At 35.3% G+C, this 22,675-nt stretch carries 22 protein-coding genes and 3 tRNA genes; 19 read left to right on the top strand and 6 right to left on the bottom strand.

What is annotated here, in order from left to right:
• The first annotated feature begins 4 nt into the window (after positions 1–4).
• The 8 genes from ACTND6_RS05305 (at position 5) to ACTND6_RS05270 (ending at position 8,896) form a co-directional block, all read left to right on the top strand.
• A complete protein-coding gene (locus tag ACTND6_RS05305; RefSeq protein WP_441022585.1) occupies positions 5–2,509 on the top strand; it encodes an NYN domain-containing protein in 2,505 nt (834 codons plus the stop codon).
• A 17-nt stretch (positions 2,510–2,526) separates the two neighbouring features.
• Positions 2,527–3,132 carry a hypothetical protein gene (locus tag ACTND6_RS05300; protein WP_441022583.1) on the top strand — a complete coding sequence of 202 codons (606 nt, stop codon included), beginning with the start codon at positions 2,527–2,529 and terminating at the stop codon, positions 3,130–3,132.
• A gap of 3 nt (positions 3,133–3,135) precedes the next feature.
• A complete protein-coding gene (locus ACTND6_RS05295) occupies positions 3,136–3,600 on the top strand; it encodes a hypothetical protein (RefSeq protein ID WP_441022581.1) in 465 nt (154 codons plus the stop codon).
• Positions 3,601–3,634: 34 nt separating this feature from the next.
• A complete protein-coding gene (locus ACTND6_RS05290; RefSeq protein ID WP_441022579.1) occupies positions 3,635–4,390 on the top strand; it encodes a hypothetical protein in 756 nt (251 codons plus the stop codon).
• Positions 4,391–4,437: 47 nt separating this feature from the next.
• Complete coding sequence (locus ACTND6_RS05285; protein ID WP_441022577.1) at positions 4,438–5,694, top strand: FtsX-like permease family protein; 1,257 nt, start codon at positions 4,438–4,440, stop codon at positions 5,692–5,694.
• A 13-nt stretch (positions 5,695–5,707) separates the two neighbouring features.
• Entirely contained in the window at positions 5,708–6,481 is a 774-nt protein-coding gene (locus tag ACTND6_RS05280) for an ATP-binding cassette domain-containing protein (RefSeq protein WP_178176965.1), read from the top strand.
• 105 nt (positions 6,482–6,586) lie between these two features.
• A complete protein-coding gene (locus tag ACTND6_RS05275; RefSeq protein WP_441022574.1) occupies positions 6,587–8,581 on the top strand; it encodes a DUF5605 domain-containing protein in 1,995 nt (664 codons plus the stop codon).
• Positions 8,582–8,638: 57 nt separating this feature from the next.
• Positions 8,639–8,896, top strand: a complete 258-nt coding sequence (locus ACTND6_RS05270) for a kinase to dihydroxyacetone kinase (protein ID WP_178176967.1) — start codon at positions 8,639–8,641, stop codon at positions 8,894–8,896.
• A gap of 15 nt (positions 8,897–8,911) precedes the next feature.
• Here ACTND6_RS05270 and ACTND6_RS05265 read toward each other — a convergent pair whose 3' ends face one another.
• Positions 8,912–10,369 (bottom strand): NAD(P)H-hydrate dehydratase, encoded by a 1,458-nt coding sequence (locus ACTND6_RS05265; RefSeq protein ID WP_441022572.1) that lies wholly within the window; start codon positions 10,367–10,369, stop codon positions 8,912–8,914.
• Positions 10,370–10,483: 114 nt separating this feature from the next.
• Between ACTND6_RS05265 and ACTND6_RS05260 the strand changes: the two genes are divergently transcribed.
• Positions 10,484–11,050 carry a hypothetical protein gene (locus tag ACTND6_RS05260; RefSeq protein WP_441022570.1) on the top strand — a complete coding sequence of 189 codons (567 nt, stop codon included), beginning with the start codon at positions 10,484–10,486 and terminating at the stop codon, positions 11,048–11,050.
• A gap of 38 nt (positions 11,051–11,088) precedes the next feature.
• Here the strand turns inward: ACTND6_RS05260 and ACTND6_RS05255 are convergent, their stop codons facing one another.
• Positions 11,089–11,925, bottom strand: a complete 837-nt coding sequence (locus ACTND6_RS05255) for a hypothetical protein (protein WP_441022568.1) — start codon at positions 11,923–11,925, stop codon at positions 11,089–11,091.
• A 314-nt stretch (positions 11,926–12,239) separates the two neighbouring features.
• Here ACTND6_RS05255 and aroB point away from each other — a divergent pair, with 314 nt between their 5' ends.
• The 10 genes from aroB (at position 12,240) to ACTND6_RS05205 (ending at position 21,861) form a co-directional block, all read left to right on the top strand.
• On the top strand, positions 12,240–13,238 hold the full coding sequence (aroB, locus tag ACTND6_RS05250; RefSeq protein ID WP_441022566.1) for a 3-dehydroquinate synthase: 999 nt from the start codon (positions 12,240–12,242) through the stop codon (positions 13,236–13,238).
• Positions 13,235–14,338 (top strand): chorismate synthase, encoded by a 1,104-nt coding sequence (gene aroC, locus ACTND6_RS05245; RefSeq protein WP_441022564.1) that lies wholly within the window; start codon positions 13,235–13,237, stop codon positions 14,336–14,338. The genes aroB and aroC overlap by 4 nt, the downstream gene beginning before the upstream one ends.
• The gene (locus ACTND6_RS05240) at positions 14,335–15,573 is read left to right on the top strand and encodes a shikimate kinase (protein ID WP_441022562.1); all 1,239 of its coding nucleotides are present in this window, start codon (positions 14,335–14,337) and stop codon (positions 15,571–15,573) included. Before aroC ends, ACTND6_RS05240 begins: the two co-directional genes overlap by 4 nt.
• 3 nt (positions 15,574–15,576) lie before the next feature.
• The gene (gene aroF, locus ACTND6_RS05235) at positions 15,577–16,593 is read left to right on the top strand and encodes a 3-deoxy-7-phosphoheptulonate synthase (protein WP_441022560.1); all 1,017 of its coding nucleotides are present in this window, start codon (positions 15,577–15,579) and stop codon (positions 16,591–16,593) included.
• Positions 16,594–16,595: 2 nt separating this feature from the next.
• Positions 16,596–17,861, top strand: coding sequence for a 3-phosphoshikimate 1-carboxyvinyltransferase (aroA, locus tag ACTND6_RS05230; protein WP_441022558.1), 1,266 nt, complete (start codon positions 16,596–16,598; stop codon positions 17,859–17,861).
• A complete protein-coding gene (locus ACTND6_RS05225) occupies positions 17,851–18,696 on the top strand; it encodes a prephenate dehydrogenase (protein ID WP_441022556.1) in 846 nt (281 codons plus the stop codon). The genes aroA and ACTND6_RS05225 overlap by 11 nt, the downstream gene beginning before the upstream one ends.
• Before the next feature lie 35 nt (positions 18,697–18,731).
• Positions 18,732–19,130 carry a NusG domain II-containing protein gene (locus ACTND6_RS05220; protein ID WP_441022554.1) on the top strand — a complete coding sequence of 133 codons (399 nt, stop codon included), beginning with the start codon at positions 18,732–18,734 and terminating at the stop codon, positions 19,128–19,130.
• On the top strand, positions 19,123–19,623 hold the full coding sequence (locus ACTND6_RS05215; protein WP_178175653.1) for a Gx transporter family protein: 501 nt from the start codon (positions 19,123–19,125) through the stop codon (positions 19,621–19,623). The genes ACTND6_RS05220 and ACTND6_RS05215 overlap by 8 nt, the downstream gene beginning before the upstream one ends.
• 353 nt (positions 19,624–19,976) lie before the next feature.
• Complete coding sequence (locus tag ACTND6_RS05210) at positions 19,977–20,672, top strand: LytTR family transcriptional regulator DNA-binding domain-containing protein (RefSeq protein ID WP_441022552.1); 696 nt, start codon at positions 19,977–19,979, stop codon at positions 20,670–20,672.
• A 139-nt stretch (positions 20,673–20,811) separates the two neighbouring features.
• Positions 20,812–21,861 (top strand): GHKL domain-containing protein, encoded by a 1,050-nt coding sequence (locus ACTND6_RS05205; RefSeq protein ID WP_441022550.1) that lies wholly within the window; start codon positions 20,812–20,814, stop codon positions 21,859–21,861.
• Between the two features lie 3 nt (positions 21,862–21,864).
• On the opposite strand, the gene ACTND6_RS05200 is transcribed toward ACTND6_RS05205, so the two are convergent.
• The 4 genes from ACTND6_RS05200 to ACTND6_RS05185 all read right to left on the bottom strand — a co-directional run bounded on the left by ACTND6_RS05200 (position 21,865) and on the right by ACTND6_RS05185 (position 22,489).
• Positions 21,865–21,987: a hypothetical protein gene (locus tag ACTND6_RS05200; protein ID WP_441022548.1), complete on the bottom strand. Its 123-nt coding sequence runs from the start codon at positions 21,985–21,987 to the stop codon at positions 21,865–21,867.
• Between the two features lie 150 nt (positions 21,988–22,137).
• A tRNA-Trp gene (locus ACTND6_RS05195) sits at positions 22,138–22,208 on the bottom strand.
• Positions 22,209–22,218: 10 nt separating this feature from the next.
• Positions 22,219–22,292, bottom strand: a tRNA-Glu gene (locus ACTND6_RS05190).
• Positions 22,293–22,412: 120 nt separating this feature from the next.
• A tRNA-Glu gene (locus ACTND6_RS05185) sits at positions 22,413–22,489 on the bottom strand.
• Positions 22,490–22,675 lie beyond the last annotated feature (186 nt).

Raw genomic sequence — 22,675 nt, 5'->3', positions numbered from 1 at the left:
TCGTATGAAGAAAATAACGATTGGAATCGTAGCACATGTAGACGCAGGAAAAACAACATGCATAGAAAGCATGCTTTTTCATGCTGGTGTGATTAGAAAAGCGGGTAGAGTAGATCATAAAGATACAGTGATGGACTTTGATGAACAGGAAAGAGGACATGGTATTACGATCTATTCAAAAGAAGCACATTTTACATGGAAAGATGCAGATGTATACGTGATTGATACACCTGGGCATGTAGATTTTTCAAGTGAAATGGAAAGAAGCTTACAGGTGCTGGATCTTGCAGTGGTGGTAATTAACGGGCAGGATGGGGTGCAGTCACATACAGAAACAATTTTCCAATGTCTGGAACATTATCATGTACCATTTATCATTTTTGTAAACAAGATGGATATTGCACATTTCACAAAAGATGAATTACTGGAAGATCTTAGAAAACATTGCAGCGATATGTGTATTGACTGGGCTTCTAGTGATAAAGATGAAATGCTTGCGATGATTAATGATGATATTCTGCAGGAATATTCACAAACTGGTGTTATTGATTTTAAAATGCTCCAGGATACATTTTATGAAAGAAAGTGGTTTCCTGTATTGTTTGGATCTGCTTTAAAAAATGATGGTGTGGATGCCTTATTGGATTTGATGAATGAAATTTCTAGAGAAGTTGAATATCCAGATAGTTTAGGTGGTCGTGTCTATAAGATTTCTATGGATGATGCTGGTAATCGTCTTACGCATGTGAAAATTACAGGTGGCATATTAAAAGCAAAAGATGTGATCAATGAAGAAAAAGTTGATCAGATTCGTGTATATAACGGAACAAGCTTTGTGATGGTAAAACAGGCAGAAGCTGGAATGGTTGTCTCTTTGAAAGGGATTCAGTCATTAGAAAGTGGGCAGGGCATTGGTTTTGAAGAAGGTGTCAATGAACCAGTTTTAGCAGCATATATGAATTATGAACTTGTTTTGCCAAGTGGGGCAAATGCATTAGTACTTGCGGATGCATGCAAACAACTGGCATCTATTGATCCAACACTTGCGATTAGTGTGGATGAGAAAACAAAAAGAATCCATGTACAGATCATGGGTGAGATGCAGATGGAAGTTCTGCAGAAAAAAATTGAAGAACTGTCTGGAATCAAGGTTGGCTTTTCAACAGGCAGAATCGTTTATCAGGAAACAATCAAAGAAGCAGTGGAAGGTGCTGGTCACTTTGAACCATTGCGTCACTATGCAGAAGTACATGTTTTACTAGAACCATTGAAACAAGGAAGTGGAAAAGAAGTAAAGAGTATTGTCAGTACAGATATGGTATCTTCTTCCTGGCAGAAAAGTATTTTGTCTGCGTTAGAGAAGAAGCAGCATCGAGGTGTATTGACTGGTTCTTTATTGACAGACGTTAGAATTACACTGGTTGCGGCAAAAGGTCATATCAAGCATACCGTTGGCGGAGATTTTCGACAGGCAGCGTGTAGAGCAGTCAGACAGGCATTGATGAAGGCAGAGTCTGTGCTGTTAGAACCTTATTATGCATTTGTTCTAGACTTGCCAAATGAATCTTTATCGAGAGCTTTATATGATCTGGAAATGAAAGGTGCACATGTAGAAGTGGATACCAATGATGATGGCTCGATGCATATTCATGGAGATGGTCCTGTCAGGACAATGATGAATTATCAGAATGAAGTAGTTTCCTATACAAAGGGAAAAGGTAGATTTCAGGCATCGTTGAAAGGATATTTTCCAACGTCACAACAAGATGAAATCGTTGCTTCCTTTGACTATCATCCTGAAAATGATTTGAAAAATCCAAGTGATTCTGTGTTCTGTGCAAATGGCAGTGGATTTAGTGTTCCATGGGATAAGGCTGATGAGTATATGCATATTCAGCCAAAGGAAGAATCGAGTGTTTCTTATCAGAATGTGCGCTACAAGGTATCGAATGAAGATCTTAGCTATATTGACTCTCTAACTGCAGGTAAAAATCGTAACCTGGAAAAAATGGAAGCAAAAAAGCGCGCACAGGAAAAAGAAAAGCAGGAAAGAGTCAGAGTGGAAGAGTTGCGAAAAGTACAGGCATCTAAAAATCTTGAAGAATTATTGATTGTAGATGGCTATAATATGATTTATGCATGGGACAGTCTGAAAGAAATTGCCTATGAAGATATTGGGCTGGCACGTGATCAGCTGATTACATATCTGTATAACTATCTTCCCTATCTGGAACATGATATATGGGTCGTATTTGATGGATATCAGGTGAAAGGCAACATTGGAACGACACTTCATAAAAAAGGATTGACGATCATTTATACAAAAGCGGATCAGACGGCAGATGCATATCTTGAAAAGAGTGCATATGATTTAAAGAACCAATATCGTGTTACGTATGCTACGAGTGATGCATTGATTCAAAATGCGGTATTTTCACAGGGAGCATTACGTATGAGTGCGAAGGAACTGGAATCTAGATTAATATTAAAGAATGTGATTTTGAAATAGAATTGAGGGAAAAAAGTATGGTAGGAGTCATTTTAACGATTGCGATATTTCTTTTTACAGGATTTATGGCTGTGATGAAAGGACAGAAATTATTTTCACTGTTTCTGACAATTTTTGCATTTAGCTTAACATTTGAAATGGTTGTTTCCACATATGGACAGACATCTACAACAATGGCAATTGCTTTGGGTGCTGCAGTTGTTGCGGCAATTCTTGCACAGTATGCTGAGAAGTTTGCGTTCTTTCTTCTGGGTGTTGTAGCGGGTGTATTTTTAGGGTATCTTCTAATTCCTTTTGTACATGGAATCAGTGGAAATCTTCAGCTTGTTGCGGTAATCATCTTTGGTGTTATTTTTGGCGCAGTTACAGCACATTTTCATAAAATCTTTATTCGTATCGCAACTGCATTTATTGGGGGAAGGATCTTAAGTATTGGTGCATTATTTACAATATTTAACATGATGCATTTAACGGATTTTGCATCCAGTGATATTTTGACAAGTATGAAAGCTACAAGCATGTATATGACGACAACATTTGTAAATCAATATGCAACGTATATTCTTGCAGGTGCAATCCTGTGTGCTGTGATTGGCTTTTTTGTACAGGGAAAAAGGCATTGATGTATGGCAATTCTTGTAAAACCAGAACGAAATGAATTGTCCTTTGTGAAAAAAATACATGAAAATGCAAAAACAATGGCATTTCAGGGGCATATCGATACATATACAGAAGAACAGCTGGATAGATTGATGTATAAGATGAATCAGGATGATTCACATTTCTTCTATCGTTTTGTGTATTGTGACGGCTGTCAGGATTTTGTGTCTGAAACTTCATGGAAATATGATTCTAAACTGGATGCGTATATTTGGAGCGTAATTGTACGTAGTGATCTTAGGAAAGCTGGCTATGGTCATGAATCATTACGCCTCATGAAAAAAGAAGCAGTGAAATATGAAATTTCTGCTTTTGTATGTGAAATTCATGATAGGAATGATATTGGAGAAAAGTTTTTGATTCAGGAAGGATTTCAATGCATTCATACAGAAAACAATCATAAAAGATATCGTCTGGTACTAGGAAACTAGTACTTTTCTTTTGGATTGGTCTACAATAAGTAGTATGAAACAAGAAGATGTGATTCGTTTTTATGAAGGTGATGTGAAGGAAAATGATCCATTTTATTCTGATCCTAAAGCATATGTAACGTGGAATGCACTGTTATTTCCTGGCTTTGAAACAGAGAAGGCAAGAAGTGAAGAAAACAGACATTTAAATCCTGTATTTTTGGATCATATTTCTGAAGTGATTGATATGAGTGTGCAGTTGATCCATTGCATGTCAAAAGCAAAAGAGGATCTACATGTGTATCGTGTAGAACGTTTTGTGGACTATGCATGTTTTATGAAAGAAAAGAGAATCACTTCATTTCTTTCTACTTCTACTGCAGGCTTTTTAAATGCCTATCAGGATAAAAAACAGTTAGTGTTAATGGATATTACAATTCCAAAGGGATGTTACTGTGCTGATTTTTCTATGCTTTTAAATGAATATAAAAAGAGTGAAGAAAAAGAAATATTATTGCCACCATATTTGTCTTTTGACTGTCATGTGCTTGAGAAGCCTTTAAAGATTCAAAACATCAGTGATGGAGAAGGGAATCCTGTGAAAATTTATTGCCATATGGATATGAAAGGCTTTGATTTTCCTGTATTAGATGTTTGTGATGCATGCAATGAAAAGTATATACAGGCAGCTAAACGTGTGTATGCTGCACAGAATCATAAAGATGTTTGTGAGAAAGAAGATGTTGAAAAATATCTAACATTAAAAAAGTGGATCCAGAAGGAAATTATCAAACATATAAATAATGATTGAAAACGCTTTCTGCACGATGTAAAATAATTCAGGATTTGGAGGTTTTCATGATTAAGGATGTGTTCAATTCATTGATGAATGATAAGGTCCGCACTTTTTTTTGCTGGATCACATTTACAATTACATCAATGTTTATTTTTTTGTTTTTTACAGTTGCGATGAGTGATGCCGTTGGTGTTACGATGATTCGTGGGAAAAGTGATATTCCTACGATTCTGATGGTTGCTTCTGTTATTTTATGCTCTGTTGAAATTGTATTTGCGAACGATTTCTTTATTAAAAATAAAGCAAAGAGTCTGGCAGTACGTCTGGTATGTGGGGCAACCTATACGCAGAATGCAAGTTATCTGTTATTACAGACAGTTTTAATTCTATTAGTTGCATTACCTGTGGGAATTATTGGAGGCTTATGTGCGTTGCCTTTGGTGAATGTACTGCTTGTGAATATGATGCATACAGATATTGAAATTACATTGAATTTTCAATCTGTACTATGGGCATTCATTGTCCTTGGATATGTTATTTTCTGGACATTGTTATTGAACTTATCATTTTCCTATAGAAACAGTGCAGCACAGCTGTTGAACCCAAATGGATTAAAAAATCCACAGCCAAAGGAATTGAATATTGGCGGCAAGATTGGAAAAGTGTTTGGTAAATTCCTGCATATTGCATTATGGATTGCACCAATTCTTATGTTCTACTATCAGAAACAGCTGGTACTTCCATGTACATTTGCTTCTTTAGCTGGATATGTTCTTGTATTAAATGATTTATTTTTACCTTTCTTAAATACATTGATTAAAAATAAAATATCTAATGCAGAAAGTATTGTTTCAATTGGATTTTTCAGACAGGATCTGAAAGTGTTGCGATTGAGTCTCATGTTGTTTATTGTCAGTGGAACATTGTTGATTTCCATGCTGACAAGTACAGATAATCCAATCTATCAGGTATTAGTATTAATTACATACATTTCTATGAATGTTCTTCTTGCGATGTCTATTATGTTTAAATTTGCAAACGAAGTGAGTGATCGTAAATTGAAGTTTAAGACACTGTCTCATATTGGCTTTCTGGATTCTGCAAAGAGCCGCATTATTCTGAAAGAAGTATTCTATCTATATTTGTTTATCGTTGTATCTATTTTGATTTATCTCGTGAATATATTTGCGACATTATATCTAGGCGGCTTGTTAACAATGAAAACAATGTCAACGTTATTGATTGGCAGTATCATTCCAATCTGTATTTGTGGAGTCATTTCTGTATTCTATTACAGAAGCGCTGTATTGAAGAAGTAACAGGAGAATTTGTATGAAAGAAAATATTGTATTAGAAGCAGTTCATTTAAAGAAAGTATATAACTATGCGACACCAAATGCGTTTGAAGCATTGCACGATATCAACTTCCAGGTACATGAAGGAGAATTTGTAGGTATCATGGGTCCAAGTGGTTCTGGTAAATCTACATTTATCAATAATATTTCTACAATTGATGAATGTACGGAAGGTAAAGTATTGATCAATGGCAAGAATGTCAGATCCATGTCTGCCAATGAAATTGGACATTTCAGATACCAGAATCTAGGATTTATCTTCCAGGATTTTAATTTGTTAGATACTCATACAATGTATGAAAATATCTCTATGCCTTTAGCACTTGCACATGTACCAAAGGCAGAAATTGAAAAAAGAGTAAACAATCTGGCAAATGAGCTTCAGATTACATCTCTGCTTCATAAATATCCAAATGAATGTTCTGGTGGTCAAAGACAGCGTGGAGCTATCTGCAGAGCACTGATCAATAATCCACATATCATTGTTGCGGATGAACCTACAGGTAATCTAGACTCTGTGAATTCTAGTGAATTATTACAGTTACTGCAGAAGATGAATAAAGAAAATGGCGTGACGATTGTTATGGTTACACATGATCCACTCATTGCTTCCTTTACAACTCGTCTTGTTTATATCAAGGATGGGAATATTGAAACAGTACTGGATAAGGGCGATATGAATCAGGATGAATATTTCAACCAGATCGTAGAACTCAATTCTAGAGAATCCAGGGAAATTTTAGCGAAATAACAAATAGAATCGGACAAAATTTGTCCGATTTCTTTCTTATTTCATACCGAAGTGAGCGTAAATATTGTAAAATACGTGTATAAAAATACAAACAGGGGGAAATTTATGGGACTAGAGAAAGTGATCCATGTAAATCGATGGGGTGTTTTTGAAGTATCTTTGAATGGAACAGACGAAGGAAATCCATTTGTTGAACAGGCATTGACAGGTATCTTTACATCGAAAGATGAAAGTGTGTGCGTCAATGGTTTTTATGATGGAGATGGCGTCTACAGAATTCGTTTTATGCCTTCTTATGAAGGAGAATATTCTTTTGTATTGCATGCAACATTTACAAAACAAGTGTTTTCTGGAACGTTTGTGGTAGATCCACCAAAGGCAAATAATCATGGCCCAGTGCATGTACATGATACATATCATTTTTTATACGCTGATGAGACACCTTATATTTCCATTGGTACAACAGCATATGTATGGCATTTACAGAATGAACAGACAAAAGAACAGACACTCAAAACATTACAAGATTCAGCTTTCAATAAATTACGCTTCTGCATTTTTCCAAAACACTATGTATATAATTTTAATGATCCAGAATATTTTCCATACGTTGGAACATCAATGGATGCTTCTATATTGAATGAAAGTAACTTCATGGATTACATGGGAAAAAATGAAGGAAATAATTTTGATAAAACTAGATTTGTTCCGGAATATTTTAGTAATATTGAAGAACAGCTTCAAAAACTATGTGATCTTGGAATTGAAGCTGATTTAATTCTGTTCCATCCATATGATCGCTGGGGCTTCTCCTCTATGACAAGAGAAGAAGATGAATTGTATTTGAAGTATATCATTGCACGTTTTGCGGCGTATCATAATGTATGGTGGGCAATGGCAAATGAATGGGATCTATTCCAGAATAAATCTGCAGAAGACTTTGAATATCTTGCAAACATTTTAGTGAAGAATGATCCATATCATCATTTACGTTCGATTCATAACTGCTTGAAAGTATATGATCAATCAAAGGACTGGATTACACATGTTTCTTATCAGAGAATTGATTTATACAAAACAGTAGAAGTTACAAATGAGCTCAGAGAACAGTATCATAAACCAGTTGTTGTGGATGAAGCTGGCTATGAAGGAAATATTCAGTATGGCTGGGGTAACTTGACTGCTGAAGAAGAAGTGAGACGTTTCTGGGAAATTGCAATGCGTGGCGGATATCCAGGACATGGCGAAACATATCTGAATGAAAATAATATCTTATGGTGGTCTCATGGTGGCAAACTGCATGGGGAAAGCCATTTGAGATTTGGATTTTTAAAACAGATCATGCAGGAAATGGATGGCAGCGAAATTGCGCCTCATCAGATTGAATGGGACAGTACATGTGCTGTCAGTGAAAATGACAAGGAAGAAAAGGCAAAAGGCCAATATATTTTCTACTTTGGTTTCCAAAGACCTAGATGCAGAGATTTCTTTATTGATGATGAAACAGATTACGCAGTTGATGTGATTGATACATGGAATATGACAATTCGCTATGCAGGTGTGTTCCACGGTCGCTTTAGAATTGCACTTCCTTCAAAGCAGTACATGGCTGTTAGACTGAGAAAAGCAAATGAAGCGGACTTGATTCGTGAAGTTGATTCGGAATATAAATCTGTTCGTCTAAAAGAAGAACATCCATTTGTAGCGGCAGAAGAAAAGAAAGAAGAACCTCAGGAAATTCCACCTGTACAAAAAACACCATTGATTCATGATGGTCTGGATGAAGAAGATTATCTTGAACCAACAACGATCAAAGAAAAAGTTCAGCAAATGAAACCTTTTGAAGAAGAAGAGGAAATTGTTGAAAATGATCTTGATGAAGATATCAGTGAAGAAGTGGAAATCAAAGAAGAAGCAGAAGAAACAAAGGAAGAAGATCTGGATTTGAGTGATGTGAAAGAAGAAAGTGATGATGAAGCAGAACTTCCTGAAATCGTTACAGCTTCTATTCCTGTTTTTCACACAGATGATGAATTAGAGGAAGAAAAAGAAATTGATAATTTAGATGTACCAGTCAGCTTCTTTAAGCGCAGCGAATGATGTTAAATGACATTGATTTGTATCAGTGTTAAAATGTGATTATTCATTGGAGGAATTATGGAACAGTTAGAATTTAAATTTGATACACAGTTATTGATTGATGGTCATGATCTTGATGAAGATAAGATCAATGACTATATTACAGAACACTTTAAAGGTGACTGTCTATTAGTTGTTGGAGATGATACTTTAATCAAGATTCATTTCCATACAAATGAACCATGGCAGATTCTTGAATATGGTCAGTCTATTGGTGATATCTATGACGTTGTTGTAGAAAACATGCAAAGACAAGAAGAAGGCTTAAAAGGATAAAAAGAAATCACGGATTCAGAATCCGTGATTTTTAAATACTTCATTCATAATTTCTGGATATTTTTCAATTGGAAAGGATTGTCTGGAATATATTTTGTTTCCATAATCTGCAAGATATCCATGTAACCATACTCCCATACATAATGCATGGAAGATATCCGTCGTCATTGTTAATATTCCTGCAAGGATTCCAACAAGCAGATCTCCTGATCCTGCCTGGGCTAGTGACTGGTTTCCGCTTTGATTGATATATACATCTTCATTTGGAGATACAACGATTGTATTTGGCCCTTTTAGTACAACATAGACTTTGTTTTTGCGTGCAAATTTCTTTGCGTATTCTAATTTGTGATCTTTGATGACTTCAATTGGCTGATTGCAAATGGAAGCAAATTCTCCTAAATGTGGAGTAATAATGACAGGACAGTTTACAAATCTTAAGATCCATGTATTTTTGACAAGCAGACGCAATGCTTCTGCATCTAGTATGACGGGCTGTGTAGATTCTTGTAGAATCATATCCATGCATTCAACTTTACGTGGCATACAAACTGCACCAGAACCAAATGCAATTGCCTTTGCTTCTTTGATGCGTGGGTATAGTTTTTCTTCGTAGTTGTTATAGTTGAATGGGTGGAATACTGGCGTAATATGATGTGCAGCTACTATTGGATAGATTTCATCTGGACAGGAAACATTGATATAAGGAGTGCCAACGGTTTTAGCTCCTATGATATTTAAGCTTAGTGCACCAGCACATCCATAGCTTCCTCCAACAAGATATGTTTTTCCATATGTCCCTTTATATGCATTGACTGGTTTTTTTGGAAAAAGAGAAAAGAATCGTTCTTCATTCATTTCGTAATACTTTGTTGGAATTGTGTGTGGTAAATGTAAATCAATCAATTCATATGTATCAAACAATTGATGTTCTTTTTGAAGCATATGAAATGGTTTGTAACAATCCAATGCAAATGTAATTGTTGAATGGATTGCATCTAGATCATGATAGTCGCTGTCTGCTTCTGCACCACTGTTGATATCAATGGAATAAACAGTTTTGTTGGATTGATTGATATATCGGAAAATATCTCGGATATTCTTCTTTAATTCACCATGATAAGAAAACCCATATACCGCATCAATAATTAAATCCGCCTGATCAATATATTCTTGTTTATATGAATAGATATATTTTGAATCAATCTGTTTACTTGCATAGATTGCTTCGTTACTGACGGGTTCTCCATCAATGGGAAGAATTTTAAATGTGTAGTCTTTTAAATATTTACAGATTGTATAACCATCTCCGCCATTATTTCCTTTTCCGGCAAGTACAACGATGCTGTCCTGCCTGGAAAACGCATGCATGATTTTATCTGCGATGAGTCTGGATACCGTTTCCATGATTTCTAGTGATGAAAAGCCTGATAAAGACTCGATTTTCTGCATTCCTTTTCTATCAATGATCATACTGACTTCTTTCTTGCATTAATGATATCACATGTTATTTGAAAACTTGTGAAATAAATGTATGTATTATGATAAATATGCTATAATTTGAATATAACAAAGGGAGGTATGATCATGCCAGCAAAGAAAACAGTCTCAACAACAGAGACTAAAAAAGCAGCAGTGAATACAGAAGAAGCTAAGAAAAATACAACTGTAGAAAAGACAACTGCGAAGAAAACGACTACAAAGGCTGCTCTTAAGAAAGCAACAGCGAAAAAGGCTGCAGATAAAAAAGAAACTGTAGAAAAAGAGACAGCTAAAAAACCAGCAACAAAGAAGGCAGCTGCTAAGAAGCCTGCTGCTAAAAAGACAACAAGAAAGACAACAAAGAAGGTTGAAGAACCAGTTGTTAATAAAAAGTCTGTAAAGGATTATGAAGATATCATTAACTGGAAGAAGGGCGAAGCTCATGCAATGGACTGGCTCTATATCGAAGTGAATGCAAATGATCTTTTAACAGAAGTTGAAGCAGGTGTAGATAACCTTGATACAACATGTCAGGCTATCATGAACTGCATGCTTGAAGGTGACGTATTCGTAGTTGAACCAACAGGTGCTAATAAGGTAAGTCCAGCATTATCTGTTCGTTACTACTGCGATAACTTATCCGAAGATCGTAAAAAGTATTTCGAAAGATAAATTATATGAAAAGTAGAGAATTTTGCTTCTCTACTTTTTTATAACAGTATTTTGTCTAAGCACATTAGTATGAATACAGTAATCACAAGTACTATGATAATTGCGATACAGCGTCCGAGCATTCTTTTATATGGATTTGTATCACTCATGCATGGGAATTCATCAAAGAGTGATGTCCAGTGGGTACAGATATCAATGATTGCAATACAGCTTGTTAGATGCAGGAGGCGATAAAGTGTAGTGAATACAGGCTGTGTGATAATCATATCATCCCAGATGACATCTCCACTAAAACAAGAAGCGATGATCAAAACATAGACAATGCCTGCGATAATCATATGGGAAAGCTTTTTGCTTCGAAATCCTGGAATATTGATTCCATCAATCATTCGATGATGCTTGAATACGGAAATGACTTCTTCCATGGTTGTGAGTTCTTTGTGGATACATTGCATTGCTAAATCATCATATTCATGATTTGGAAACATTGCTTTCAATAAATAGCCAATGCATTGAATGTCTATCCATTCTTCATTGTCTGCACGTGCCTGCTCACCAACAGAAATTTTGACTTTATCATTGGAAGTGATCCAGATTGAAGCAGGTTCTAAGCTTCCAAGAATGATTTTTGGAGAATTATGATGCAGGATCTGCATTGTTTTCAGTATTTCATTCATGAAGTATTTTCTTAGTTTCAAAGAAATACCTTCATTGAGATATTCCTGTAATGTATTTCCTTCTATTGTTTCTTCCAGTACATAAAGCATGCCATCGATTTCTCTATAATTCTCAATTGCAATGATTCCAGGGATATTCTGGCTGCTCAATGATGAAAAAACATGGATGTCATATTTTTCTAATGTTTTATTTGCCATATATATTCATTACTTTCTATCCAAATTCTATCATGACAATCATATAAAGTGTGTAAGTGTTTACTGATTATTTGTGAATGTAACAATTTTCATCATAATTTGATTGCATTTTCAAAATATAGAATGTATGATGAATAAGCGAGTTAGTTATGAAAAATGTCGTAAGTAATAAATATTTCTATTATTATTTTAGGTAATGAGGGTAATGGATAATTGCCCGTTTTATAGTGAATAGGCATTATCTAAAAAAAGTTGTACGTGAACAGCCATATGGATAATGCCATATGGCTTTATTTGTATCAAGAGGTAAGAGTATGAAAATTGAAATGCATGCAGAAAGTAAAACGTATCCAATCTATCTTGAAAGAGGAATTTTAAAAAAAGCAAAAGAATATATCGGAAGAAGTGGAAAGGTATTTTTAATCAGTGATGATGGTGTACCAGAACAGTGGAGAAATCTTCTTCAAAAGCAATATCCATCTGCTTCCATGTATGTGTTTAAAAATGGAGAAGCAAGCAAGAACTTCGATACACTGCAGGATATTCTGAAGGCAATGCAGAAAGCTCATGTATCTAGAAAAGACAGTGTCATTGCATTGGGTGGCGGTGTCGTTGGTGATATGGCTGGATTTGCTTCCGCAATCTATATGCGTGGTATTCCATATATCAATATTCCAACAACTTCTTTATCTCAAATCGACTCTTCGATTGGTGGAAAGACCGCAATTGATTTCAATGGTGTAAAGAATTATGTTGGTGCGTTCTGGCAGCCAGATATGGTTCTTGTAGATCCTGAAGTATTAACTACGTTGACACCTCGTCATTTCCACAATGGCCTAGCAGAAGCAGTCAAAGAAGGCTTGATCAAAGATGAGAAACTGTTTGAAATCTTTGAGAGAGATGACTATGTTGATCATATTGATGAAATCATTGCACGTTGCTTAAATATCAAAAAAAATGTTGTTGAACATGATGAAAAAGAAACAGGGGAAAGAAAGCTGCTGAACTTTGGACATACATATGGCCATGGACTGGAATCTTATTTTGGAATGGATGGATATTATCATGGTGAGTGTGTTGGACTTGGCATGTTGAAAATATTGAATAACAAGGAAATCAAAGATCGTCTTGTTAAAGTATTAGAAAGATTGCAGTTGCCCGTGACATGTGAATATGATGCAGATGCAGTATTTCAATTAATGATGAACGATAAAAAGGCGGATCATGATCATATCTCTATTGTTCAGGTAGATGAAATTGGTAACGGCTATGTAGAAGACTGGTCAAATGAAAAAATCAGGGAGCGCTTATGAAAAATACATTTGGAAATAACTTAACAGTTACATTGTTTGGAGAATCTCATGGAACTGCAATTGGTGCTGTCATGGATGGTGTGCCAAGTGGTGTCAGAATTGATATGGACATCATTTCTAGAATGGTGAATCAAAGAAAGGCAGCGGGTACGATTTCTACAGGCAGAAAAGAAGATGATATTCCAGAGTTTGTATCTGGTGTGAAAAATGGAGTAACTGAAGGAACACCAATCGCTTTCTTTATTCAAAATAAAAACGTACATTCTTCTGACTATAATGCTTTAGAAAATGTTGCACGTCCATCACATGCAGACTATGCAGGAAACATGAAATATCGTGGAAATGAAGATGCAAGTGGTGGTGGTCATTTTTCTGGCAGATTAACAGCACCTCTTGTTGTGTGTGGTGCAATCTGTATGTGCATGTTAAAAGAAAAGCATATTTCGATTGGTACACATATTTCACGCATGATGGATATTGTTGACCGTCCGTTTGATGAAGATAATCTTCTGCATGATATTGAAATCTGTAATGAAAAAACATTTTCTACATTAGATGATGAAAAAGGACAGGCAATGATTGCGTTGATCAATGATGCTAGAAATAAACAGGATTCTGTTGGCGGTATCTTAGATACAGCAATTGTTGGCATGGATGCAGGTGTAGGAGAACCGGCATTTGATTCTGTAGAATCGATGCTTTCTCATGCATTATTTTCTATTCCGGCATGTAAAGGTGTTATGTTTGGCAGTGGATTTGATTTTGCATCAATGTATGGCTCTAAAGCCAATGATGCATTTGAAATGAAAGATGGCAAGGTTACAACTGTGACAAATCATAATGGTGGTATCAATGGTGGAATTACAAATGGTATGCCAATTCGTTTCCAGACAGTATTTAAACCAACACCTTCGATTTCTCAGAAACAAAAAACAGTCAATTTTAAAACAAATGAAAATGTTGAAATAGAAATTCATGGCAGACACGATCCGGCAATTATTCATCGTGCTAGAGTGGTTGTGGATGCAATGTGTGCAATTACACTTGCAGATTTATTAATTACGAGATACGGCACAATGTATTTTGGAGAAGAAAGATGAAATTTGGATTGATAGGATATCCTTTAGGGCATAGCTGGTCAAAAGAAATTCATGGTCATTTTATTTCTCATCCATATGAGATGTATGAAATGAAAGAAGATGCATTGGATGCATTTTTGAAAAGCAAAGATTTTGATGGATTGAATGTAACCATTCCTTATAAACAGACTGTCATTCCGTATCTTGATGCAATGGATGAAGCTTGTCAGAGAATTGGTGCAGTGAATTGTATTGTTAATGAAAATGGAAAGCTGAAAGGCTACAATACCGATTATATTGGTTTTATGGAAATGCTTTTACAGAACCATGTTGATGTGAAAGATAAGAACGTCGCAGTACTTGGTACAGGTGGTGCATCAAAAGCAATCTGTGAAGCTTTACAACAATTACACGCCAATATCACACTTGTTTCTAGAAATCAAAAAGAGGGTGTGATTACATATGATACATTGTATGAGAATGAAAAACAGTTTGAAGTCATTGTCAATACGACACCGATTGGCATGTATCCAAAGTGTGATGAAATTGTGATTGATATTCATCGCTTTACCAATGTGAATACAGTGGTTGATATTATTGCCAATCCATTAATGACACGCTTGCAGTTTGAAGCAAAGTGCATGGGAATAAAAGTATTAGGTGGATTTGAAATGCTTGTGCGTCAGGCATTTGCGGCAGATGAATTGTTCCTGCATCAGAAAATGGATACATCAATGATTTATCCATGTATGAATGATCTTCTGTATGCGAGAAGAAATATCATATTGATTGGTATGCCAACGGCTGGCAAGACAACGATATGTGCCTCACTTGCGAAAGCTGCACATAAAAAAGCAATTGAAATGGATGATGAAATCGTTAAGAAACTTGGAACATCCATTAAAGAATGTTTTGCTTCAAAAGGAGAAGCATACTTTAGACATGTTGAAACAGAAGTGGCAAAAGAACATCGTGAAGCTAAAGGTGAAATTATCTCTTGTGGTGGAGGCGTTATTACACAGAAAGAAACGATGCGATATCTAAGTGAAAATGGAATTGTAATCTGGATCAAAAGAGATCTTCACAATCTATTTCCAACAGATTCTAGACCACTTTCTTCCAGTGAAGAAGCCATCAAGAAAATGTATGATGATCGATATCCATTGTATGAGAAATACAGTGATATACAGATTGAAAATAACGAAACAATAGACAAAGTCATACACAAAATAATAACGTGTGTTAGAGGAGAATAGGAAATGATTATTACAGTAAAGAAAAGTGCAACAGAAAAAGAATTAGAGCGCTTAGAGAAAGACTTAAGAGGAAAAGGTCTACAGATTCATAAAAGTATTGGTGATGAATTTAATGTATGGGGCTTAGTTGGTGATACGGCACATATTGATGAAAGTAAAATTTTGGCACAGCGTTTTGTTGCGAATGTAACGCGTGTATCTGCACCATATAAACTTGCGAATAGAATGTTTCATCCATTGGATACCGTTGTTGATGTAAGTGGCGTGAAGATTGGTGCGAATGAACCTGTTGTTGTGATGGGTGGTCCTTGTTCTGTGGAAGGGGATGATCAAATCTGCCGTATTGGTCAGGAAGTGAAAGAATGTGGTGCGCAGATCATTCGTGGTGGTGCATATAAGCCACGTACTTCTCCATATGCTTTCCAGGGCCTTGGATCTAAAGGCATTCAGGATATGGTACATGCTAGAGAAAAGACGGGATTGCCAATTGTTTCTGAATTGATGAGTATTGATAAGCTGGATGAGTTTGTTGAAAATGTTGATCTGATTCAGATTGGTGCTAGAAATATGCAGAACTTTGATCTTTTGAAGGCAGTTGGAAAAACAAACAAACCAGTTTTATTGAAACGTGGAATGTCTGCAACAATTGAAGACTGGATCATGTCTGCGGAATACATTATGGCTAGTGGCAACCCAAATGTTATTTTCTGTGAAAGAGGAATTCGTACATTTGAAAAATACACAAGAAATACATTAGATCTCGCTGTTGTTCCGATTATTAAAGAAAAGACACATTTACCTATTGTTATTGATCCTTCTCATGCTACGGGAGACTGGAAGTATATTGAAGCAGTATCTATGGCTGCAGTTGCTGCAGGGGCAGATGGATTGATCATTGAAGTCCATGATCATCCAAGTGAAGCGTGGAGTGATGGTGCACAATCTCTGAAACCTGAAAAATTTAAAGAAGTTGTTGATAAATGTAAATTGATTGCACATGCAATGGGCAGAGAGATGTAAGTATGGATACGCATTTTCATAGATCGAAACCAAATACAGATGCGAGTGTTACCTTACCTTCATCAAAATCGTTATCTCATCGTGCACTCATTACTGCTTCACTTGCAGATGGTGATTCTTTGATTCATGGAATCAGTGAAAGTAAAGATACAGAAGCTACAATGAATGTGCTGTCGCATTTAGGGGTACAGTTTGAAAGAATTCAGGAAGGTATTCTAGTACATGGTATTGGTGGAAAGTTTGCATATGATGGTGCTGTTATGGATTGCAATGAATCTGGAAGTACATTGCGTTTCTTGATTCCGCTTGTAGCTTTGTTAGAGAAAAAAGCAACATTTACAGGCCATGGCCGTTTGATGGAAAGACCCCAGTCAGTATATGAAGAACTTTTTAAGCAAAAGAATCTTGTGTTTGAAAAAGAAGGATCTTTCCTGCATGTACAGGGGCCTTTACAAGGTGGAGAATATACAGTGAATGGAGATGTTTCTTCACAGTTTATATCTGGCTTACTATTTGCATTGCCTTTATGTAAAGAAGACAGTGTGATTCATATTATTCCTCCATTTGAATCTGCATCATATGTTAGATTGACACTGGATGCATTACAGCGCTCTAAGATCGTTTGCAACATGCAGGGGAATGATATCTATATTAAAGGAAACCAGGTTTATCAGCCAATTGACTGTACTGTTGAAGGGGATGATTCTCAAATGGCTTTCTTCATTGAACTTGCCATGGTTCAAAAGACACCTTTGTGTATATTGAATGTGAATCATGATTCTCATCAGGGAGATCATGCTATTCTAGAGATTGCGAAAAGAATGGGTGCAGTCATTGAAGAAATTGATGGTGGATATCGTGTAGATGCCAATGAAATCCATGGAACAGAAATTGATCTGCAGGATTGTCCAGATCTAGGACCGGCACTTTTTTGTTTAGCTACGCAATGCGAAGGTACAACAACTTTTACACATTGCGAAAGACTGCGTATCAAGGAAAGTGATCGTATTGGTGTAATGGAAGAAGAGCTGAGAAAGCTTGGCTGTGATATTCATTCGGATGGTGGAACGGTTGTGGTGAATGGTCCATCTGAATTGAAGGAATCTGTTGTGCTATGTGGTCATAATGATCATAGAGTTGTGATGTGTTTGAGTATGCTTGCGTGTCTTTCTGAAGATATTACAATTTCAGGAAGTGAAGCAATCAATAAGAGTTATCCAAAGTTTTTTGAGGATTTAAAGAAGTTAGGAGTTAGCTATGATCAATAAGGATACAGTATTTGCGGTCATTGGACTTGGTGTATTGGGTGGAAGCTATGTTGAAGGATTGAGTCAGAAAGGATATTCCTGTATTGGTGTGGATATTAATGAAGAATCCATTGCGTATGCGAAAGAAAAAGGATGGATCGTAAAAGGTGGAAGTGATCCTTCTATTGTGAAAGAAGCAGATATTGTGATTTCTTGTCTGTATCCGCATGCATTTGTGAAATGGATCAAAGAAAATCAGCAATATATAAAGCATGGTGCACTTTTATCTGATGTTACGGGTGTAAAAAGAAATGTGATTGAAAATATCAATGCTATTTTAAGAGAGGATATTGAATTTATTGCCTGTCATCCGATGGCAGGAAAAGAATATAAGGGAATTTTGTTTGCGGATGCTTCAAAGTTTGAAACTGCGAATTTCATTATTGTTCCAACAAAAGATAATACAAAAGAAGCAATTGCTACGGCATATCAGCTTGCAGAAATCCTTGGCTTTTCTAGAATCAGTGAATTGAGTGCAGAGGAACATGACAAGATGATTGGCTTCTTATCACAGTTGACACACGTGATTGCGGTTTCTTTAATGAATGTAACAGATAATGAACAGCTGGTGGATTATACGGGTGATTCTTTCCGTGATCTTACAAGAATTGCAGAAATCAATGAATCCATGTGGCCAGAACTGTTTGTGGAAAATAAAGATTATCTTTTGAAAGAAATCACAGCTTTTCAGCAATCATTGGAGAATTTAAAAGAAATGATTGAGACAGAAGACTATGATGGTATGAAAAGCAAAATGATTATTGCCACGGAAAGAAGAAAAAAGTTTAATAAATAACATTTATTTGATTTCAATGATATAATCTTTACGTTATGAAGAAAAAAGAAATCAAAATATTAGTTGTAATCGCAGTGATTGCGGTTGTTGGAATTATCGCAATGCAATTTTTTCCTAAAAAAAGTACAGATCCAAATTTAACACCAGCGGAGAAACCGAAAGGTGAATGGGTAGCAATTATTCATAAGAATGAAGTTGCACAATGGTTTGATTCTGGTGTTGATGGAGAATACACTGTAAAAGGTGACTATGGTGAAATGGTCGTTGAAGTCAAAGATGGAAGATGGCATGTTGGAAGCGTAGAATGTCCAAACCATACTTGTGAACAGATGGGTTGGGATGATGGCAGTAGTTTCATGCCAATTACCTGTATTCCAAATAACATTATGATTGGTACAAGTGAATGGGTGGAGAATTATTTATCCAATGAATAATAAAACAAAAAGATTTACATATCTTGCCTTGCTAAGTGCAATGGCAATTACATTGAATCTGATTGAAACCGCAACAATCCCTCCGATGTTTGGCGTATTCAGAATTGGTTTAGCAAATATCATTGCTTTGGTAACAATACAGGTATTGGGTGTCAAAGAAATGATTATTGTGAATGTCATGAGAGTCATGATTGGCAATCTTATGAGTGGAAGAATCTTTGGATCTTCCTTCTGGATCTCATTTGGCGGTGTATTATTGAGCAGTATTGTTTTGTGTATTATGCATAAGCTGAAAGCATCGTTGATGTTTACTTCTGTGATGTCATCCATTGCACACTCTATTGGTCAGGTTTGTGTTGTTGCATTCTTCTATATGACAGGATATATCGCAGTGATACTTCCGTACTTCCTGCTGTTATCGATTCCAACAGGATTATTTACAGGATTTATTGCGAAGATAGCTTCAGAAAGAGTAAAACCTTTAAAGAAATGAAAGCCAGGCAACTTTGCCTGGTTTTGTCATGTTAATGCAAGTCATCTTCATCAATGATGAATTTTCTACAGTTTTCATAATGAAATACTTTAACTGTTAGATTTGACATGGAAGTTGGCTTAATTCCTTTGATGAATGGCGTGAAGTTCAGCAAACCTTTGTCAGACTCTTCTAGTGTCTTCTAAAACCTTCTTATACTATATCGTTTGGGTGTGAACAATATAGATGGATTTATGTGTTTTGTGATGTGTATCTATATTACATTTTTGATAGCGGCTGTCAAAATAGAATAAATTGTTTCTGTGTAGAAAAAAATGAAATATTTTTTTGGGAAACTGTTATAAGATAATTTTATGAAAAATGAATTGATAGTAATCATAATTGATGATAATGAAAAAGAATTGAAACAAACGTTTTTACATTTAAAGACAGTTGTTCCTATGGATCAATATGATTTAAGTGTGTATCGATTTGCTGGATTTCATGATGAATTGCTGCGTATTCATGCGGATGTGTGTATCATTGATTTAAATATGAAGGAAATGGATGGATTTCAAGTGGCAAGAATTATTTCAAGTATATATCCAGATACGAAAATCGTTTTCTGTACAAAACATAATAATCTTGTTTTTGAAACATTTAAGTATGATGTTTTTTGCTTTGTTAGAAAAGATCATCTGCTTGAAGATCTGAAAAAAATGATAAAGAAAATAGGGAATGAATCTCAAAAAATGTATCCAATTGATCAAATACAGTATCCATTACGTTCAATCGTGTATTTTGAAGCATCTCATAATTATTTGCTTTTACATATGCATGATGGAACAATCTTAAAAGATAAGAAACGATTAAAAGAAATAGATGAAAATACGTTAGATGGATTTGGAAAAATATCGAGCAGTTTTATTGTGAATTTTAGATACATCAAAAAGATGAAGAAAGAAAAAGTAACATTACTGGATGGAACAAATCTTTATATCAGTCGAACAAACAAGCATCGGATTAAAGAAAAATATAGTTTGTATATCTTGGGTGACTGCTATGGATAAAATTGTGGAATGTATTCTTTTATGCACTGTATTTTTGTTTTATGTGAGTGTTCTTGATTGTAAATTTTTTTTGAAAAGTGTTCTATCATTGTTTTTGAGTGTTTGTGTTACTGAATCTTTCATTTGGAGAAATGGTGTAGTGAATCAAGGATATCTATCATATTTTTATATTCTGATTGCGACAATAGTATTAATTATTTCTGGGAAGAAATGGAAAGAATCTATTTTTTTAGCGATGATTTTGAATTTAATGTTCTATTTCATTCATAATCTGTGCATTATTCTTTTATCCATGCATTTCTACTGGGGTATTCAATGTGGTTTTTTGTTAAAGGAACATCTTGTTTTGATTGCTGTGCTGGAAATGGTTTTGTTTATTTTAAGTGTGATATTAACTTCCTGTTTAGTGAAAAAGAAAGTGATTGAAATAGACGGTGCAGTTTGTTTCTTTGTGACTTCTATCAGTATTGTGCTTTGGGTTTTATCAAATTATGTTCATTTCTTGAAATTTGCTGACTATGATTTGTTTTCTTTATGTATTTCAGGAGTCGTACTTGTGATGGGTATTGTTTTAGAAGTGTACGAACAGAAAAAAATGAGAGAATTAGTGGATGAAAAGGATCTTGCATTGAAATATCAAAGTGAAAAAGAAGCATTGCTGAAAGAATCTTATGAGGAATTAAGAACATTAAAACATGATTTAAAGCATGTTTTAACATCGCAAATAGATCCAGATGCAATTTCTGCATCTCTTGATCAGGCATTTGTGCCAATTGAAACTGGGTATTCATATCTGGATACAATTGTGAATGCAAATTACATCCGCGCAATCAGGTTGAATATAAAATTTGATACATACATTGAAAGAATTGAAAAAATCAATATCAACGAAAATGATTTAACATTATTACTTACAAATATTCTAGATAATGCAATTAGACATACAGAAGGGAAAAAAGAAATTCTTTTTGAAATTTACAAAAAGAATGGTTTTTTGATGATTGTATGTACAAATAGTATGCAGCATCAGATTTTAGATAAAAGTGGAAATATAAAAATAAACCATTCATCTAAGAATGGCTATGGAGTGAAATCAATCAATAAAATTGTTAAAAAATATGATGGATCAATCAAGTATTCACAAAGTGAAGATACTTTGACATGTAGTATTGCGATTTATAATGGATAAGCGCTATTGCTTATCATTTTTATGTTGCTGAATATAAATATCACATACCCAACCAATTTTTAAGCAGGTAATTGCAGCAACAATAATCAATCCAATTTCAGCAACGAATAATAAGGCGGCTAGCATAACAACGGCCTCCCTGTAATTTAATTATATTTATTTGATGCGAAATGTAAGCTGCTCAAGGATAATTGGTAAAAAAATAGAAAAAACCTCTGATTTCTCAGAGGTTGATCTCACTCGATAATATCATTAGTTCGAATGAGTATTTGTAGGCAGGGGTAGAGAGAATCGAACTCCCATCAGCGGTTTTGGAGACCGATGTACTACCATTGTACGATACCCCTAAAATAAAAGTGACGAGTACGGGATTCGAACCCGTGAGTGCCGCCGTGAAAGGGCGGTGTGTTAAGCCGCTTCACCAACTCGCCAGTGCTCAAATAATATACCATAATGATATATACTATGCAATACTTTTTTTAAACTTTTTTTGAGGAAGTCAACAATTGTTTAGGTATGAAAAAAGCTCATGTTTCCATGAGCTTTTTCTATGGTGACGAGTACGGGATTCGAACCCGTGAGTGCCGCCGTGAAAGGGCGGTGTGTTAAGCCGCTTCACCAACTCGCCAGCGCTCAATCAATATACCATAGACTATCACTATATTGCAACACTTTTTTGAAAAAAATTATTTGCGAATTGTATAATAGACAATATGAAATGACCTCCCAATAACTTGTAGCAGCGAGGATCATCCGAGATATACTTGTTATTGGTAATAAAAACAAGAGTATTAGGAAGTTGCCTTAATACAAG

It is taken from the genome of Bulleidia sp. HCP3S3_C9 (assembly GCF_052064035.1).
In the GTDB taxonomy this organism is placed as follows: domain Bacteria; phylum Bacillota_I; class Bacilli_A; order Erysipelotrichales; family Erysipelotrichaceae; genus Bulleidia.
The sequence above is the reverse complement of the archived record's forward strand: the minus strand, read 5'-3'. Positions and strand labels throughout refer to the sequence as shown.

What these genes read in the sequence shown, in the direction of transcription:
- ACTND6_RS05305 (WP_441022585.1), top strand. Translation starts at nt 5, where the DNA reads ATGAAGAAAATAACGATTGGAATCGTAGCACATGTAGACGCAGGAAAA.
- ACTND6_RS05300 (WP_441022583.1), top strand. Translation starts at nt 2,527, where the DNA reads ATGGTAGGAGTCATTTTAACGATTGCGATATTTCTTTTTACAGGATTT.
- ACTND6_RS05295 (WP_441022581.1), top strand. Translation starts at nt 3,136, where the DNA reads ATGGCAATTCTTGTAAAACCAGAACGAAATGAATTGTCCTTTGTGAAA.
- ACTND6_RS05290 (WP_441022579.1), top strand. Translation starts at nt 3,635, where the DNA reads ATGAAACAAGAAGATGTGATTCGTTTTTATGAAGGTGATGTGAAGGAA.
- ACTND6_RS05285 (WP_441022577.1), top strand. Translation starts at nt 4,438, where the DNA reads ATGATTAAGGATGTGTTCAATTCATTGATGAATGATAAGGTCCGCACT.
- ACTND6_RS05280 (WP_178176965.1), top strand. Translation starts at nt 5,708, where the DNA reads ATGAAAGAAAATATTGTATTAGAAGCAGTTCATTTAAAGAAAGTATAT.
- ACTND6_RS05275 (WP_441022574.1), top strand. Translation starts at nt 6,587, where the DNA reads ATGGGACTAGAGAAAGTGATCCATGTAAATCGATGGGGTGTTTTTGAA.
- ACTND6_RS05270 (WP_178176967.1), top strand. Translation starts at nt 8,639, where the DNA reads ATGGAACAGTTAGAATTTAAATTTGATACACAGTTATTGATTGATGGT.
- ACTND6_RS05265 (WP_441022572.1), bottom strand. Translation starts at nt 10,369, where the DNA reads ATGATCATTGATAGAAAAGGAATGCAGAAAATCGAGTCTTTATCAGGC.
- ACTND6_RS05260 (WP_441022570.1), top strand. Translation starts at nt 10,484, where the DNA reads ATGCCAGCAAAGAAAACAGTCTCAACAACAGAGACTAAAAAAGCAGCA.
- ACTND6_RS05255 (WP_441022568.1), bottom strand. Translation starts at nt 11,925, where the DNA reads ATGGCAAATAAAACATTAGAAAAATATGACATCCATGTTTTTTCATCA.
- aroB (WP_441022566.1), top strand. Translation starts at nt 12,240, where the DNA reads ATGAAAATTGAAATGCATGCAGAAAGTAAAACGTATCCAATCTATCTT.
- aroC (WP_441022564.1), top strand. Translation starts at nt 13,235, where the DNA reads ATGAAAAATACATTTGGAAATAACTTAACAGTTACATTGTTTGGAGAA.
- ACTND6_RS05240 (WP_441022562.1), top strand. Translation starts at nt 14,335, where the DNA reads ATGAAATTTGGATTGATAGGATATCCTTTAGGGCATAGCTGGTCAAAA.
- aroF (WP_441022560.1), top strand. Translation starts at nt 15,577, where the DNA reads ATGATTATTACAGTAAAGAAAAGTGCAACAGAAAAAGAATTAGAGCGC.
- aroA (WP_441022558.1), top strand. Translation starts at nt 16,596, where the DNA reads ATGGATACGCATTTTCATAGATCGAAACCAAATACAGATGCGAGTGTT.
- ACTND6_RS05225 (WP_441022556.1), top strand. Translation starts at nt 17,851, where the DNA reads ATGATCAATAAGGATACAGTATTTGCGGTCATTGGACTTGGTGTATTG.
- ACTND6_RS05220 (WP_441022554.1), top strand. Translation starts at nt 18,732, where the DNA reads ATGAAGAAAAAAGAAATCAAAATATTAGTTGTAATCGCAGTGATTGCG.
- ACTND6_RS05215 (WP_178175653.1), top strand. Translation starts at nt 19,123, where the DNA reads ATGAATAATAAAACAAAAAGATTTACATATCTTGCCTTGCTAAGTGCA.
- ACTND6_RS05210 (WP_441022552.1), top strand. Translation starts at nt 19,977, where the DNA reads ATGAAAAATGAATTGATAGTAATCATAATTGATGATAATGAAAAAGAA.
- ACTND6_RS05200 (WP_441022548.1), bottom strand. Translation starts at nt 21,987, where the DNA reads ATGCTAGCCGCCTTATTATTCGTTGCTGAAATTGGATTGATTATTGTT.